We start from the raw sequence: 15,409 nt of genomic DNA on the forward strand, positions 1-15,409 counted from the left end.
GACGACGATGACCGAGGCGCGAGACACAGCGGCACAGCAGGCGCGCGACGAAGAGGCGGCCACCGTGGCGGCCGGACAGGCGGCCGACGCGGGTGGCCCCGCAGTTCCGCACACCCGAATGGCCCGCCACCGTCGGATCGTCGACATCCTCAACCGGCAGCCCGTCCGCTCCCAGAGCCAGCTCGCCAAGCTGCTCGCGGACAGCGGACTGAGCGTCACCCAGGCGACGCTCTCCCGGGACCTCGACGAGTTGGGCGCGGTCAAGATCCGCAACACCGGTGGCGAGCTGATCTACGCCGTGCCCAGCGAGGGCGGCTTCCGCACGCCGCAGGCCCCGCTCGGAGAGTCCGCCAAGGAGGAGCGGATGCGCAGACTCTCCGGCGAACTGCTGATCTCCGCGGAAGCCTCGGCGAACCTGGTCGTCCTGCGCACTCCGCCCGGTGCCGCCCAGTTCCTCGCCTCGGCCATCGACCAAGCAGAACTGCGCGCCATCCTCGGCACGATCGCCGGGGACGACACCCTGCTGCTGATCAGTCGGGACCCGCAGGGCGGTCAGGCGCTCGCCGACCACCTGCTGCGGCTCGCCCAGCGGGCCCGCTGACCGCAGCACCCCACGGCCCCACGGGCGCCTGGCCTCCTCAGTACTCCGTGAGGGCCGTGGGTCCCGACTCCGTACCGATCGCGATGTGCGGACGTCGTGCCGGATCCGCCCACGCCAGGATCCGGGCCATCGCGGCGGCCGGCACGGAGACACAGCCGGCCGTCGCTCCCGCACCGTTCACATGCAGAAAGATCCCGGCACCCCGGCCGCGCACCGGCCGGTCGTAGTTGAAGCCGATGACCAGCGCACGGGCGTACTGGGCGCCGTACTCCACGAGGTGCTCCGACTCGGCCGCCCGGCAGTCCGCCGGCAGGTCCTCCACCCAGCGGTTGTACGCCCGGGACTCGTTGTCCTGACACCACCAGGACCGATCCGTCACCGGGCGGTACGCGTACCGGGTGCCCGCAGGCGCCGGGGCGATGCCGAAGGCGTACGGCAGCGCGTACAGCCCGGTCGGCGTGGTGGACGTGCCCTGGATCCGGGCGGTGCCCTCGGCCAGCCCGTTCGCACCGAAGCGGGCCGGCGTCGACCCCACCGCCCGCCACCGACCGCGCCAGCCGCGCTCCCACCAGGTGACCCGCCCCGTGGTGGAGCCGATCCCGGGCGCCTCGGCGGTGATCAGCTGGCTGCCGCCGCCCGTGTCCGCCATCCGATGGGGCAGTGCCGGCACCGGGGGCGCGGGCGACGGCGCGACGCCGACGGTCCCGGCGGCGAGCAGCAGCAGGACGGAGCCCAGGGCGAGACGGTGGCGCATGACTGCGACCGTACGCACGCCGCGTCCCGCGCGCCCCCGGGAGTGCTCCGTACGCGCCCGTACACGCTGGTCCGCACCGCTTTCTCTGGCGTTCCCCGGCTTTTCGCTCCACGGCATCCCTGCGGGGCGTTGACGAAACATGCAGGGCGATGCATACTTATGCCATCGCCGGAATGCATCGTAAGGAGAAACTCGTGGCCGAGCGCGTCGTACTCGCCTACTCGGGCGGTCTGGACACCTCCGTCGCCATCGGTTGGATCGCCGAGGAGACGGGCGCCGAGGTCATCGCCGTCGCCGTGGACGTCGGCCAGGGCGGCGAGGACCTGGACGTCATCCGCAAGCGTGCGCTCGCCTGCGGTGCCGTCGAGGCGGAGGTCGCGGACGCCAAGGACGAGTTCGCCGAGGAGTACTGCCTCCCGGCGATCAAGGCGAACGCCCTCTACATGGACCGGTACCCGCTGGTGTCGGCCCTCTCCCGCCCCACCATCGTCAAGCACCTGGTCGCTGCCGCCCGCAAGCACGACGCCGGCATCGTGGCCCACGGCTGCACCGGCAAGGGCAATGACCAGGTCCGCTTCGAGGCCGGCATCACCGCGCTGGGCCCCGACCTGAAGTGCATCGCCCCCGTCCGGGACTACGCCATGACCCGTGACAAGGCGATCGCCTTCTGCGAGGCGAAGCAGCTCCCGATCGCCACGACGAAGAAGTCCCCCTACTCGATCGACCAGAACGTCTTCGGCCGGGCCATCGAGACCGGCTTCCTCGAAGACATCTGGAACGCCCCGATCGAGGACATCTACGAGTACACCTCCAACCCCGCCGAGGCCCGCGAGGCCGACGAGGTCGTCATCTCCTTCAAGGAGGGCGTCCCGGTCGCCATCGACGGCCGGCCGGTGACGGTCCTCCAGGCCATCCAGCAGTTGAACGAGCGGGCCGGTGCCCAGGGCGTCGGCCGGATCGACATGGTCGAGGACCGGCTCGTCGGCATCAAGTCCCGCGAGGTCTACGAGGCCCCGGGCGCGATCGCGCTGATCACGGCCCACCAGGAGCTGGAGAACGTCACGGTCGAGCGCGAGCTGGCGCGGTACAAGCGGCAGGTCGAGCAGCGCTGGGGCGAGATGGTCTACGACGGCCTGTGGTTCTCCCCGCTGAAGCGCGCCCTGGACGGCTTCATCAACGAGGCCAACGAGCACGTCACGGGCGACGTCCGGATGACCCTCCACGGCGGCCGGGCCGTCGTCACCGGCCGGAAGTCCGAGCAGTCGCTCTACGACTTCAACCTCGCCACCTACGACTCCGGCGACACCTTCGACCAGTCGAAGGCCCAGGGCTTCATCGAGATCTTCGGACTCTCGGCGAAGATCGCCGCTCGGCGGGACCTCCAGGGCTGATCGGGCTCCACGCGACACCGTCAAGACGCCCGGGGCACGGGTGCCCGGCGTGACCCGGGGCGCCCCGAGTCGTTCACCGGCCGTCTCCCCGCTTCCTGCGCGGCGGGGGGACGGCCGTACATCCATCTGCATGAGGAGCTTGAAAGCTGTGAGCAGCAACAACGGTGACGTCCGGCTCTGGGGTGCCCGGTTCGCAGACGGGCCGGCCGAGGCGCTGGCGAAGCTGTCCGCCTCCGTCCACTTCGACTGGCGGCTCGCGCCGTACGACATCGCCGGATCCCGTGCCCACGCCCGAGTGCTGCACAAGGCGGGGCTGCTCACCAGGGACGAACTCACCCGGATGATCGCCGGGCTCGACCAGCTCGCCGCGGACGTCGCCGACGGCTCCTTCACCGGCACCATCGCCGACGAGGACGTCCACACCGCGCTGGAGCGCGGCCTCCTGGAGCGCCTGGGGCCCGATCTCGGCGGCAAGCTGCGGGCCGGCCGCTCGCGCAACGACCAGGTGGCCACCCTCTTCCGGATGTACCTCCGGGACCACGCCAGGATCGTCGGCGGGCTGATCGCCGAACTCCAGGACGCCCTCGTCGGGCTCGCCGAGGCCCACCCGGACGTCGCCATGCCGGGCCGCACCCACCTCCAGCACGCCCAGCCGGTGCTCTTCGCCCACCACGTCCTCGCGCACGTCCAGGCGCTCTCCCGGGACGCCGAGCGCCTGCGGCAGTGGGACGACCGCACCGCGGTGTCGCCCTACGGTTCGGGGGCGCTGGCCGGCTCCTCCCTCGGTCTCGACCCGGAGGCCGTCGCCGCCGACCTCGGCTTCGAGCGGGGCTCCGCGGGCAACTCCATCGACGGCACGGCCTCCCGTGACTTCGTGGCGGAGTTCGCCTTCATCACCGCGATGATCGGGGTGAACCTCTCCCGGATCGCCGAAGAGGTCATCATCTGGAACACCAAGGAGTTCTCCTTCGTCACCCTCGACGACGCCTTCTCCACCGGCTCGTCGATCATGCCCCAGAAGAAGAACCCGGACATCGCCGAGCTGGCGCGCGGCAAGTCCGGCCGGCTCATCGGCAACCTCACGGGTCTGCTGGCGACGCTGAAGGCGCTGCCCCTCGCGTACAACCGCGACCTCCAGGAGGACAAGGAGCCCGTCTTCGACTCCTGCGACACGCTGGAGGTGCTGCTGCCCGCGTTCACCGGCATGATGGCCACCCTCACGATCCACCGGGAGCGCATGGAGGAGCTGGCCCCGGCCGGCTTCTCCCTGGCGACGGACATTGCGGAGTGGCTGGTCAAGCAGGGCGTGCCGTTCCGGGTCGCCCATGAGGTCGCTGGGGAGTGCGTCAAGGAGTGCGAGGCGCACGGCATCGAGCTGGACCAGCTCACCGACGAGCAGTTCGCCAAGATCTCCGAGCACCTGACGCCCGAGGTGCGCTCCGTGCTGAACGTGCCGGGGGCCCTGGCCGCCCGTAGCGGTCGGGGCGGCACCGCACCCTCCGCGGTGGCCGTGCAGCTCGCCGAGGTCAAGGCCGACCTGGTGACCCAGCACGCCTGGGCCACCGCCAAGCTCTCGTAACTCCCACAGCAGACCGCTCGGCACCCTCCTCGCCGCCGCCCGCACCAGCGGGCGGCGGCGAAGTGCTTTCCCGCCCGCGATGAGACATTCATGTCTCACGTGAGGTACTATCGTCTCATGACGGTCGATCGTGAACAGGTCCTGCGGGCTGCCGCCACCCTGCTCTCCCGGAAGCCCACCGCGACCATGGACGAGGTCGCCAAGGCCGCGGGCATGGGGCGGGCCACCCTGCACCGGCACTTCGCCGGGCGGGAGCCCCTGGTGCGGGCGCTGGAGGATTTCGGCCTGCGCGAGATCGAGGCGGCCATGGAGGCCGCCCGGCTCGACGAGGACAGTGCGGCGGAGGCGCTGCGGCGGCTCGTCGCCGAGTCCGAGCGCTGCGCCCCGCTCCTCTCCTTCTTGATCACTGAGCACCAGCTCTTCGAAGGAGAGGTCAACGAGGGCTGGGACAAGTCCGACGCCCGCATCTGCCGGCTCGTCCGGCGCGGCCAAGAAGAGGGCGTGTTCCGGATCGACCTCACGGCGGCCTGGATCACCGAGGCGCTGTACGGGCTGATGAGCACGTACGCCTGGTCGGTGCAGAGCGGCCGGGTCGCCGCCAAGGACTACTCGTACATGATCGCCGAGATGGTACTCGGCGGTATCACCCGACGGAGCGTGGAGAAATGACCAGTACCGACCAGTTGGCGACGGGGGCGACCGTCAAGGCGCCCGGCCGCTGGCTCGCGCTGGCGGTCCTGGTGCTGGCCGTGTTGCTGGTGGCGGTCGACGCCACCGTGCTCGGCCTCGCCACCCCCTTCCTGAGCGAGGACCTGAAGCCGTCCGGCACCCAGCTGCTGTGGATCGGCGACGTGTACTCGTTCGTCATTGCGGGTCTGCTGATCTCGATGGGCAGCCTCGGTGACCGGATCGGGCGCAAGAAGCTGCTGCTCACGGGTGCGGTCGCGTTCGGCGCGGTCTCCGTGATCAATGCCTATGCGTCCAGCCCCGAGATGATGATCGTCGCCCGGGCGCTGCTCGGTGTCGCGGGTGCCACCCTGATGCCGTCCACCCTCGCCCTGATCCGGAACATCTTCGACGACCCGAAGGAGCGCAGTCTCGCGGTCGGCATCTGGGCCGCCGCGGCGTCCGCCGGTGCCGCCGTCGGTCCCGTGGTCGGCGGCTTCCTGCTGGAGCACTTCTGGTGGGGCTCGGTCTTCATGATCAACCTCCCCGTGATGGCCCTGCTGGTGGTCGTCGGCAGCAAGCTGCTGCCGGAGTCGCGCAATCCGAATCCGGGCCCGTGGGACCTGACCAGCGTCGCGCTGTCGCTGATCGGCATGGTCGCCGTGGTGTACGCGATCAAGGAGCTGGCGATCCACGGCATCGGCGCGGTCGCCCTGCTGGTCGGCGCCCTCGGTGCGCTGGCCCTGACCTGGTTCGTACGCCGTCAGTTGACGCTGCCCTCGCCGCTGCTGGACGTGCGGCTGTTTCGGAACCGCGGCTTCTCCGGCGCGGTGCTGGCGGATCTGCTGACCATCCTCGGCCTGTCCGGCCTGGTCTTCTTCCTCTCGCAGTTCCTCCAGTTGGTGCAGGGCCGTACCCCGCTCCAGGCGGGTCTGATCGAACTGCCCGCGGCGATCGGCGCGGTGGTCGCCGGTCTGCTGGCGGGCCGGGTGGCCCGGCGCACGTCCGTGCGCGGCACGGTGGCCGTGGGGCTCACCGCCCTCGGCGCGGCGCTCGGCGCGGGCACCCTGCTCACGGCGGGCACCGGCGCTGCGGCGCTCGGCGTGGGGCTGCTCCTGGGCGGCCTCGGCGCGGGACTCGCGTTCACCGTGACGGCGGACGTGATCCTCTCCAGCGTGCCCAAGGAGCAGGCGGGTGCGGCGTCCGCGGTGTCCGAGACGGCGTACGAACTGGGCGCGGCGCTCGGCATCGCCGTCCTGGGCTCGGTCGTCACCAGCGCCTACCGCGACTTCACCGCCCCGCCCGGCGTGCCGTCGGACGCGGTGGAAGCGGCCCGTGACTCGCTCGGCGGCGCGGCCGAGGCGTCGGCGGCGCTGCCGCAGGAGCAGTCCGCGGCGCTGCTGGAGGCGGCGCGGGACGCCTTCACCGACGGTTTCCACATCGCCGGTGCGGTGGGTGCCACGGTGCTGATCGCCACGGCGGTCACGGCCTGGTTCCTGCTGCGGGGCCAGCGACTGGCGGACGGGGTCGAGCACCCCTGACGCCCCGCGCCCCTTCGAGTGCACGAAAGGCCGGGCCCGTGGAAGACGGGCCCGGCCTTTCGGCGCTCGCAGTCTGCGGGTTACGCCGCTTCCTTCGCCTTGGTGGCGTACATGTCGACGTACTCCTGCCCGGAGAGGACCATCACCTCGGCCATCACCGAGTCGGTGATGGCCCGCAGGACGTAGCGGTCGCGGTGCATGCCGTCGTAGCGGGAGAACTCCATCGCCGTGCCGAAGCGGATCGCCACCCGGCCCGGGCGCGGCAGGCCCGTGCCGCCCGGCTGGAGCTTGTCGGTGCCGATGACCGCGAACGGCACGACGGGCGCCCCGGTCATCAGGGTGAGCCGGGCGATGCCGGTGCGCCCCCGGTACAGCCGTCCGTCGGGGGAGCGGGTGCCCTCGGGGTAGATGCCGAAGATCTTGCCCTCCTCCAGCACCCGACGCCCGGTCATCAGCGCGGCGACGCCGCCGTTCGCGCCGTCCCGGTCGACCGGGACCATGCCGACGCCGGTGAAGAACCACGCCATCAGCCGGCCCTTGAGGCCCTTGCCCGTCACGTACTCGTCCTTGCCGATGAAGTACACCGGGCGCGGGCACACCAGCGGCAGCACCATCGAGTCGATGAAGGTGAGGTGGTTTCCGGCGAGGATGACCGGACCGGAACCGGGAATGTTCTCCACGCCCTCCACGCGCGGACGGAACATCAGGCGCAGGACCGGTCCTAGGACGGCCTTGATGAGCGACAAGCGGGACAACGGGGCCTCCGAAGGCGACCAGGTTCGGCGAGCGGTTTCGGTGCGGTCAGTGCAGGTGAGGACGATACTCGCGGGTCGACCTTCCCCGCACATCGGGTTCACACACCGGATGCACGGTGTTGATCCGTGTTCGCACGGCGTTCGCCCCGGGTCTTCCCAGCGGTACGCATCGCTTCCTAGCGTCGGCCCCGCCCCGGCGCGCCGCCGGGGAACGCACGCTCCGCCCGGGTCCGCACCCGGCGCGGAACCGGCCACGACCTGGAGGAATCGCGATGACACAGAGCCCGGAAGGACGACCCGGACGGCGCACGCTGCTCGGCGCGGCGGTGCTGGGGACGGCCGCGGTCGGCGCGGGCGCCGCCCCGGCCCACGCGGCGGGCCGCGGCAGCACGGAGCGGGGCCGCCCGCACGGCTCGTACCGGGACCTGCCGCACCCCACGGTCATCGCGCACCGGGGCGCCAGCGGCTACCGGCCCGAGCACACCATCGGCGCGTACCAGCTCGCCCTGGACATGGGCGCGCACGTCATCGAGCAGGACCTGGTGCCCACCAAGGACGGCCATCTCGTCTGCCGTCACGAGAACGACATCACCGGCACCACGGACGTGGCGGACCGCCCCGAGTTCGCCGCCCGGCGCGCCACGAAGTCGATCGACGGCACCGCCGTCACGGGGTGGTTCACCGAGGACTTCACCCTCGCCGAGTTGAAGACGCTGCGCGCCAAGGAGCGCATCCCGGGCACCCGCCGCGACAACACGCTGTACGACGGACGCTGGACGGTCCCCAGCTTCGAGGAGGTGCTGCGCTGGGCGGAGCGGGAGGGGCGCCGTCGGCGGCAGCCGGTGTGGCTGCACGTGGAGACCAAGCACCCCAGCTACTTCCGGGGGATCGGCCTCGGCCTGGAGGAGCCGCTGGCGAAGCTGCTGCGGCGCTACGGCCGTGACCGCAGGGACGCGCCCGTCTTCCTCCAGTCGTTCGAGCCGAGCAGCATGCAGCGGATGGCCCGGCTGGTGTCCGCGCCGCGCGTGGTGCTGCTGTCCGGCGCCAGGACCCGGCCGTGGGACTTCGTCGAGGCGGGGGATCCGCGCACGGTGGCGGACCTGGTCACGCCCCGAGGGCTGGCGTGGATCGCGTCGTACGCGCAGGGCATCGGTCCGACGTTGGAGCTGGTGATACCGAAGGGGGCGGACGGCCGTCTCGGGGAGCCGACCGCGCTGGTCGAGGACGCCCACCGGCAGAAGCTGATCGTCCACCCGTACACCCTGCGGAACGAGAACGCCTTCCTGCCGGCCGACTTCCAGCGCGACCACGACGCGGCGCCGGGGGTGGACCCGAACGTGTACGGGGACGTCTTCGGCGCGTACCGCCGCTACTTCGCGACGGGCATCGACGGGATCTTCACCGACCACCCGGACACCGGGCTGCTGGCCGCGGCCGACGTCCGCGACTGACGCAGACGCAGACAGACGCAGGCGACCGGCGCACGGTCGTGCGGGCGCCGGTACGGCGGTCGATGGACCCGGCTTCCCCGTACGGGTGAGTCGGCCGCCGTGCGGCAACCCCGGCCGGCGCCGGGTGCGTCCCGCCGGGCATGACGCCGATGGAAGCGGGGCGAGCGGTGGAGGCCGCGGTGGGCGCACTGCGCCCGCTGGTGGTGGCGGAGGTGCGGGCCGAGGCGCCCGGCGCGGAGGTCGAGCCGGGGGATCTGGAACAAGCCGTGTGGGTGCGGCTGTTGGAGCGGCTCGGCGGGGAGGGGCCGCCGCCGGACCCCGGTCGCTGGGTGCGTTCCGCGGTGCGGGCCGAGGCGCGCCGGGCCCGGCGCAGGGCCGCTCGGGAGCGCCCCCTCGGCCTCGGCGCCGCCCCTGACGGGCCGTGGGATCCCCGCGGCGGCCCGGAGGCCGCGGTGCTCAGAGCGGAACGCGTCCGCGCGGTGCGGGCGGCCGTCGCCCGTACGCCCGGTGGTTGTCCGCGCCTCTTGGCTGCGATGTTGTCGCCGAAAGACCCCACTTACCGGGAAATCGCAGGAGAGTTGGGTATCTCACAGGGAAGTCTAGGACCCATGCGTTCCCGTTGCCTGGGATGTCTGCGCAGAATGCTCGCGGCGGGGGTTGCGGCTCCTGAACATGGGGGAATGCACAGCGGTAGACAACCGGAATGAACAGTTGAGCGGGAGGCGTGCGCACATGGGCATGAGCGTGACCATCTCAGCGGCGCGAGCGGAGGACGCGGAGCGGATCCTCAAGCTCCAGTACCTGTGCTACCAGTCCGAGGCGGAGTTGTACGGCGACTACGCCATCGAACCGCTCACCCAGTCGCTGGACGAGCTGCGCGCGGAGATCGCGCAGGGGCACGCGCTGGTGGCCCGCCTCGGCGACGAGGTGGTGGCGTCCGTGCGCGGTCGGCTGGACGAGACCGGCACCGCCCGGATCGCCAAGCTGATCGTGCACCCGCGGATGCAGCGCCACGGCCTCGGCGGCAGGCTGCTCGCCGCGATCGAGGCGCACTTCGCCGACGCGGCAGCCGCCCGCAAGTTCCAGCTCTTCACCGGCCACCGCAGCGACGGGAACCTCCGGCTGTACCGCAACCACGGCTACGTGCCGGTGGCCCGTGAGGAGGTCGGCCCCGAGCTGACCGTGGTCACGCTGGAGAAGGACTCCGCAAGCACGGCCTTCGTGACCAGCGCCTGAACCACGCCCCGCTCCCGTGTGCCGCTGGACGAAGCTGCCGTTTCCCTGCGGAAGCTTCGTCCTGGGACAGCTCCTACGCGGCCGCCGCGGACTGCGCGCGGGCGCGCCGCAGCCAGACCATTCCGGTCACCGGCAGCAGTACCGGGATGAAGACGTAGCCCCAGCCGTAGCCGGACCAGACCGTGGAGTCGGGGAAGGCGCCGGGGTCCAGCACCGTCCAGGTGCCCACGATCAGCACGCCGGCGAGTTCGGCGGCGCAGCACACCAGCGCCGCCCTGCGGGCCGTCTCCCCGCCGCGGACCAGGGTGTACGTGATGAACGCGTACACCACGGCGGCGACCGCGGAGAGGCTGTGGGCGAGCGGGGCGCTGTCGAAGTCGGTGAGGATGTGGAAGAGGGAGCGGGAGACCGCGCCCACCGACATCACCCCGTACAGCCAGACCAGCAGCAGGCCGGGGCCCTGCACCAGCTTGCCGCTCCCGCCGTCGGACGCGGCGCGGTCGGCGCGGGTGGGAGCGGGGGTGGGTTCGGTCATCTCAGCCTCCCCAGATGTCGATGAGCCGTACTTCGAGGACGGCGAGGAGGACCCCGCCGGCCGCGACGGTCGCGGAGCCCCAGCGGGTCCGCTCGCCCAGCGAGAGCACGCCCGCCGCCGGCACGGTCGCGAACGAGCCGATCAGATACGCGACGAAGATCGTCGACCCCTGGCTCGGCTCCTCGCCCTGTGCGAGCTGCACACTGCCCACCACCAGCTGCACCAGCGCCAACAGCGACACCACGGCCATGCCGATGAAGTGCCAGTCCTTGGTGGGTTGGTCGCGGTAGGCGGCGTGACCGCACCAGGCGGCGAGGGCGAGCGCGGTCACGCAGATCGCGATCGTGAGGGCGTCGAGCATGGCCCCGAGCGTATTACGGCCCGAAGGGCCGACGGCCGGCGACCCCGCGGCCCGTGCCGCCGTACGGGCCCTCCGTGGCCTTGGCCACAACCCGCCACCGTGCCCAGAGGCGCCCGTGCCCGGCCCTCGGTCCGCCCGGCGGTGCATCGATGCAGGTCAGCGCGGGGGAGTACGGGCGAGAGGGCGCACCGGGCCGGCTGACTGCGGCAGCCACGTGCCGTGGGCACCCTGTCCGCTATTCGGACGGAGGGGTTTTCTCCCACGGGCCGTCTGCTTTACTTACCGCCATGACCACGACGAGCAGCCGCATCCTTGCGACCGAGGCGAACATGACGCCCGGTGCTCGTTGTATGTGTCGAATGTGCGACCACTGAGGGCCCCCGAACCGTACCTCGCGCCCCGAAGTGAGAACCGCGCAGCCACTCCGCCCCGATCGGGGCCACAGCTGCCAGCGCACCTGTCGTCCCCGCCGCCCCGGACCTTCGGACCCGGGCGGCCGGCCCACATCCCTCCGCCCGGCGAGAGCGTGTGTGCGCGGCCCCCGGCAGTGCAGCCACTGACGGTGTGACGACCAAAGCCCGTGCCCGGCGACGACCTTGCCGCGCACTCGACAGTGACGGACTTACCCAGTGATCACCACAACGGGCCTGACCAAGGTCTACCGCTCGCGAGGACGCGAGGTCACCGCCCTGGACGGCGTCGACCTCCACGTCAAGGAAGGCGAGGTGTACGGAGTCATCGGCCAGAGCGGCGCCGGCAAGTCCTCGCTGATCCGCTGCGTGAACCTGCTGGAACGACCCACGTCCGGCACGGTCACCGTGGACGGCCGGGACCTCACCGCGCTCGCCGGCAAGGGGCCGCGGGCCGGCAGGGAACTGCGCGAGGCCCGCAGCCGCATCGGCATGGTCTTCCAGCACTTCAACCTGCTGTCCTCGCGGACCGTGCAGGAGAACGTGGAACTGCCGCTGGAGATCCTCGGCCTGAGCCGCCGAGAGCGGGGCCGCAAGGCGCTCGAACTCCTCGACCTGGTCGGCCTGGACGACAAGGCCCGGTCCTACCCCAGCCAGCTCTCCGGCGGTCAGAAGCAGCGCGTCGGCATCGCCCGCGCCCTCGCCGGCGACCCGAAGGTGCTGCTCTCCGACGAGGCGACCAGCGCCCTCGACCCGGAGACCACCCGCTCCATCCTCCACCTGCTGCGCGACCTCAACCGCCGCCTCGGCCTCACGGTCCTGCTCATCACGCACGAGATGGACGTCGTGAAGTCGGTCTGCGACTCCGCCGCGCTGATGGAGCACGGGCGCGTCGTGGAGTCCGGCACCGTCGGCGAACTGCTGGCCACCCCCGGGTCCGAGCTGGCCACCGCGCTCTTCCCGGTCAGCGGCCGGGCCTCCGGCGCCGACCGCACCGTCGTCGACGTCACCTTCCACGGGGACGCCGCCACCCAGCCGGTGATCTCCCAGCTCTCCCGTACGTACAACATCGACATCTCGATCCTGGGCGCCGCGATGGACACCGTCGGCGGCAAGCAGGTCGGCCGGATGCGCATCGAGCTGCCCGGCCGCTTCGACGAGAACGTCGTCCCCGTCGGCTTCCTGCGCGAACAGGGGCTCCAGGTCGACGTCGTGACGGAGACCGACGCCGCTGCCGCGGGCGCCGCGCCCGCCGCCGTGGCCCTGTCGAAGGGAGGTGCCCAGTGACCTGGTCCGAGATGCAGCCGCTGCTGGAACAGGCGTGTTGGGACACGCTGTACATGGTCGGCTGGTCCACCCTCATCGCCGTCGTCGTGGGGCTCCCGCTGGGCATCGTCCTCGTCCTCACCGACAAGGGCGGGATGGCCGCGAACGCCTTCGCCAACAAGGTGATCGGCCAGATCGTCAACGTGACCCGGTCGATGCCGTTCATCGTTCTCATGGTCGCCCTGATGCCCTTCACCAAGGCGATCACCGGCACCACCATCGGCCGCGAGGGCGCGATCGTACCGCTGGCGATCGGCGCCATCCCCTTCTTCGCCCGGCTCGTGGAGACCGCGGTGCGCGAGGTGGACGGCGGGCTCGTCGAGGCCGTGCAGTCCATGGGCGGCAGCACCTGGACCGTGGTCCGCAAGGTGCTGGTGCCCGAGTCGCTGCCCTCGCTGATCTCCAGCGCCACCACCACCGTCATCGCGCTGATCGGCTACTCCGCCATGGCGGGCACCGTCGGCGCCGGCGGACTCGGCGACATCGCCATCCGCTACGGCTACCAGCGCTTCGAGACCGAAATGATGTGGATCACGGTCGGCGTGCTCGCCGTCGTCATCTCCGTCATCCAACTCGCCGGCGACTACACGGCGCTCAGGCTGCACCGCCGCGGCCGGGGCAACGGCCCCGCGCCCAAGCTGCGCTTCCTCAAGAACCGCGCGGACCACCGCGCCGAGCTCGACCTGGAGCTCTCGAAGAGCAGCAACTGATCCAGCCTGATCCGTAAGACCGGCCCAAGACCCACCCCCGACCCGCACGGGTCCGCATCACCGCACCACCCATGGAGAAAGGCACTTTTCGTGCGTAACACCGCCAAGATCACCACCACCGTCCTCGCCGTCGGAGCACTCGCCCTCGGCCTGACCGCCTGCGGCAACGACGACGCCAAGACGGGCGCCGACGCCGATCCCTCGAAGCCGATCGTGATCGCCGCCAACTCCGTCCCGCACGCCGAGATCCTCGGCTTCGTCAAGGACAACCTGGCCGCCAAGGAAGACCTCAAGCTGGAGGTCAAGGAGTTCGCCGACTACGTCACCCCCAACACCGCCACCCAGAGCGGCGAGGTGGCCGGCAACTTCTTCCAGCACAAGCCGTACCTGGACGACTTCAACAAGAAGAACGGCACGACCATCGTGCCGGTCGTCACCGTCCACCTGGAGCCGCTGGGCCTGTACTCCAACAAGGTCGACAAGCTCGCCGACCTCAAGGACGGCGCCACCGTCGCCCTGCCCAACGACACCACCAACGAGGCCCGCGCCCTCAAGCTCCTGGAGCAGAACGGCCTCATCAAGCTGAAGCCGGACGCCGGCAACGCCGCGACTCCGAAGGACATCGCCGCCAACCCCAAGAAGCTCACCTTCAAGGAGTTGGAGGCCGCCGCGGTGCCCCGGGCGCTCGACGACGTCGACGCCGCCGTGATCAACGGCAACTACGCGGTGCAGACCAAGCTCAGCCCCAAGAACGACTCGCTGGCCCTGGAGTCCGCGGAGAACAACCCGTACGGCAACTTCCTCGCGGTGAAGGAGGGTGGCGAGAAGGACCCGCGCATCGAGAAGCTCGCGAAGCTGCTGAAGTCGCCCGAGGTGAAGAAGTTCATCGAGGACAAGTACGACGGGTCGGTCATCCCCGCGTTCTGATCACGGCCCGCACGTAGGCCCCGCGCCCCTGAAACCCCTGCCCCAGCCCGCAGACGAAGTGGCGGGGCAAGGAAACAGGGGCGCGGGGAACTGCGCGATCAACCACGATGTGCCCGCAGGGGCCAACACACCCCCAGGGAAACGGCGCGTGTGTCCAGGGCGCCGGGGGCGGAACTGCACGAGCGACCCGTCGCCGGGCCGCGGGGGCGCGAAGGAGCGCGTGACCGCACCACCCTGTGGTGCGGTTCGCGGAGGGCATGCTGCATGCTGGGCCTTTCGGCAGGCCACTGGTCGCCTGGTCCCACCGGCCCTGGATACGGAGCGGCGCATGACAACCACCTTTCCGGACGTGTCGATCAGTACGGAACGACTGGTGCTGCGCCCCTTCGAGGACGCCGACGTCCCCGCGCACACCGAGATGATGAACGACGAGATGGTGACCGCCTGGACGACGGCGCCCCACCCCTTCACCACCGCGGACGCCGCGCTGTGGGTCCGGGCGATAGCGCCGGCCCAGCGCACCGAAGGCCGGGGCGTCGCGCTCGCCGTCACCGAGTTCCTGACCCAGCGGCTGGTGGGGGCCGTGACGCTGACCCACACCGACTGGCGCGTACGGGCCACCGAGATCTCCTACGTCACCGCCCCCTGGGCCCGCGGCGAGGGCTACGCGACCGAGTCCGTGCTCGCCGTCGCCAAGTGGCTCTTCCGCGACCAGGGTTTCGAACGCCTGGAACTGCGCACCGCCGCGGACAACACCGCGGCCCAGCAGGTCGCCCAGAAGATCGGCTGCATCAGCGAGGGCGTGCTGCGGAACGCCTGGATCGCCCGCAGCCAGGTCGACGACGGCACCTGGGCCGAGTTCCGCACCGACCTGATCGTGTGGAGCCTGCTGCCGGAGGACCTGGACGGGGTGGCCGAGCCGGCCGGCGACTCCGGGTACGCCTCCTTCCCCGACTGGGGCTGATCGCACGCCCCCCGGGCCGACGGACGCCCGGCGCCGCGGCTCGAATCGTTCGGTCCGGTAGCAGCGGCCGACCCGCACCTGATTCGATGTCCCCGTCGGTTCCCGAACGGTTCTGGCCGATGCCCTCCTACCGGTACCCTCTGCCTGCCCGTGTCTGTACCGGGCGCCTCCACCTGCGACGACACCAGGGAGACTGACGAGC

At 71.2% G+C, this 15,409-nt stretch carries 16 protein-coding genes; 12 read left to right on the forward strand and 4 right to left on the reverse strand.

Annotated features, from left to right (window positions below):
- The first annotated feature begins 7 nt into the window (after nucleotides 1-7).
- On the forward strand, nucleotides 8-601 hold the full coding sequence (locus AB0E05_RS05140) for an arginine repressor (RefSeq protein WP_361958959.1): 594 nt from the start codon (nucleotides 8-10) through the stop codon (nucleotides 599-601).
- Between the two features lie 37 nt (nucleotides 602-638).
- On the opposite strand, the gene AB0E05_RS05145 is transcribed toward AB0E05_RS05140, so the two are convergent.
- Nucleotides 639-1,355: a L,D-transpeptidase family protein gene (locus AB0E05_RS05145; RefSeq protein WP_361958962.1), complete on the reverse strand. Its 717-nt coding sequence runs from the start codon at nucleotides 1,353-1,355 to the stop codon at nucleotides 639-641.
- A 194-nt stretch (nucleotides 1,356-1,549) separates the two neighbouring features.
- On the opposite strand from AB0E05_RS05145, the gene AB0E05_RS05150 reads away from it, so the two are divergent.
- The 4 genes from AB0E05_RS05150 (at nucleotide 1,550) to AB0E05_RS05165 (ending at nucleotide 6,532) form a co-directional block, all read left to right on the forward strand.
- Nucleotides 1,550-2,746 (forward strand): argininosuccinate synthase, encoded by a 1,197-nt coding sequence (locus tag AB0E05_RS05150; protein ID WP_361958965.1) that lies wholly within the window; start codon nucleotides 1,550-1,552, stop codon nucleotides 2,744-2,746.
- Between the two features lie 148 nt (nucleotides 2,747-2,894).
- Nucleotides 2,895-4,325 (forward strand): argininosuccinate lyase, encoded by a 1,431-nt coding sequence (gene argH, locus AB0E05_RS05155; RefSeq protein WP_361958968.1) that lies wholly within the window; start codon nucleotides 2,895-2,897, stop codon nucleotides 4,323-4,325.
- A gap of 117 nt (nucleotides 4,326-4,442) precedes the next feature.
- A complete protein-coding gene (locus tag AB0E05_RS05160; RefSeq protein WP_361958971.1) occupies nucleotides 4,443-4,994 on the forward strand; it encodes a helix-turn-helix domain-containing protein in 552 nt (183 codons plus the stop codon).
- Nucleotides 4,991-6,532, forward strand: a complete 1,542-nt coding sequence (locus AB0E05_RS05165) for an MFS transporter (protein ID WP_361958974.1) — start codon at nucleotides 4,991-4,993, stop codon at nucleotides 6,530-6,532. The genes AB0E05_RS05160 and AB0E05_RS05165 overlap by 4 nt, the downstream gene beginning before the upstream one ends.
- Nucleotides 6,533-6,612: 80 nt before the next feature.
- Here the strand turns inward: AB0E05_RS05165 and AB0E05_RS05170 are convergent, their stop codons facing one another.
- Nucleotides 6,613-7,380, reverse strand: a complete 768-nt coding sequence (locus AB0E05_RS05170; RefSeq protein ID WP_361959114.1) for a lysophospholipid acyltransferase family protein — start codon at nucleotides 7,378-7,380, stop codon at nucleotides 6,613-6,615.
- Nucleotides 7,381-7,559: 179 nt separating this feature from the next.
- Here AB0E05_RS05170 and AB0E05_RS05175 point away from each other — a divergent pair, with 179 nt between their 5' ends.
- From AB0E05_RS05175 to AB0E05_RS05185, 3 genes are all read left to right on the forward strand, one after another.
- Complete coding sequence (locus AB0E05_RS05175) at nucleotides 7,560-8,738, forward strand: glycerophosphodiester phosphodiesterase (protein ID WP_361958977.1); 1,179 nt, start codon at nucleotides 7,560-7,562, stop codon at nucleotides 8,736-8,738.
- Between the two features lie 140 nt (nucleotides 8,739-8,878).
- Nucleotides 8,879-9,445 (forward strand): sigma-70 family RNA polymerase sigma factor, encoded by a 567-nt coding sequence (locus tag AB0E05_RS05180; protein ID WP_361958979.1) that lies wholly within the window; start codon nucleotides 8,879-8,881, stop codon nucleotides 9,443-9,445.
- Between the two features lie 25 nt (nucleotides 9,446-9,470).
- Nucleotides 9,471-9,974, forward strand: coding sequence for a GNAT family N-acetyltransferase (locus AB0E05_RS05185; protein WP_361958982.1), 504 nt, complete (start codon nucleotides 9,471-9,473; stop codon nucleotides 9,972-9,974).
- Between the two features lie 73 nt (nucleotides 9,975-10,047).
- Here AB0E05_RS05185 and AB0E05_RS05190 read toward each other — a convergent pair whose 3' ends face one another.
- Together AB0E05_RS05190 and AB0E05_RS05195 are read right to left on the reverse strand one after the other, a co-directional pair.
- Complete coding sequence (locus AB0E05_RS05190; protein ID WP_361959117.1) at nucleotides 10,048-10,398, reverse strand: hypothetical protein; 351 nt, start codon at nucleotides 10,396-10,398, stop codon at nucleotides 10,048-10,050.
- Nucleotides 10,399-10,510: 112 nt separating this feature from the next.
- On the reverse strand, nucleotides 10,511-10,870 hold the full coding sequence (locus tag AB0E05_RS05195; protein ID WP_361958985.1) for a hypothetical protein: 360 nt from the start codon (nucleotides 10,868-10,870) through the stop codon (nucleotides 10,511-10,513).
- 629 nt (nucleotides 10,871-11,499) lie between these two features.
- Here AB0E05_RS05195 and AB0E05_RS05200 point away from each other — a divergent pair.
- The 4 genes from AB0E05_RS05200 (at nucleotide 11,500) to AB0E05_RS05215 (ending at nucleotide 15,207) form a co-directional block, all read left to right on the forward strand.
- A complete protein-coding gene (locus tag AB0E05_RS05200) occupies nucleotides 11,500-12,567 on the forward strand; it encodes an ATP-binding cassette domain-containing protein (protein ID WP_361958988.1) in 1,068 nt (355 codons plus the stop codon).
- Complete coding sequence (locus AB0E05_RS05205; protein WP_361958991.1) at nucleotides 12,564-13,316, forward strand: methionine ABC transporter permease; 753 nt, start codon at nucleotides 12,564-12,566, stop codon at nucleotides 13,314-13,316. Before AB0E05_RS05200 ends, AB0E05_RS05205 begins: the two co-directional genes overlap by 4 nt.
- Nucleotides 13,317-13,406: 90 nt before the next feature.
- Nucleotides 13,407-14,243 carry a MetQ/NlpA family ABC transporter substrate-binding protein gene (locus tag AB0E05_RS05210; protein ID WP_361958994.1) on the forward strand — a complete coding sequence of 279 codons (837 nt, stop codon included), beginning with the start codon at nucleotides 13,407-13,409 and terminating at the stop codon, nucleotides 14,241-14,243.
- A gap of 328 nt (nucleotides 14,244-14,571) precedes the next feature.
- On the forward strand, nucleotides 14,572-15,207 hold the full coding sequence (locus AB0E05_RS05215) for a GNAT family N-acetyltransferase (protein WP_361958997.1): 636 nt from the start codon (nucleotides 14,572-14,574) through the stop codon (nucleotides 15,205-15,207).
- Nucleotides 15,208-15,409 lie beyond the last annotated feature (202 nt).

The sequence above is a fragment of the Streptomyces sp. NPDC048057 genome, from assembly GCF_040653095.1.
In the GTDB taxonomy this organism is placed as follows: Bacteria; Actinomycetota; Actinomycetes; order Streptomycetales; family Streptomycetaceae; genus Streptomyces.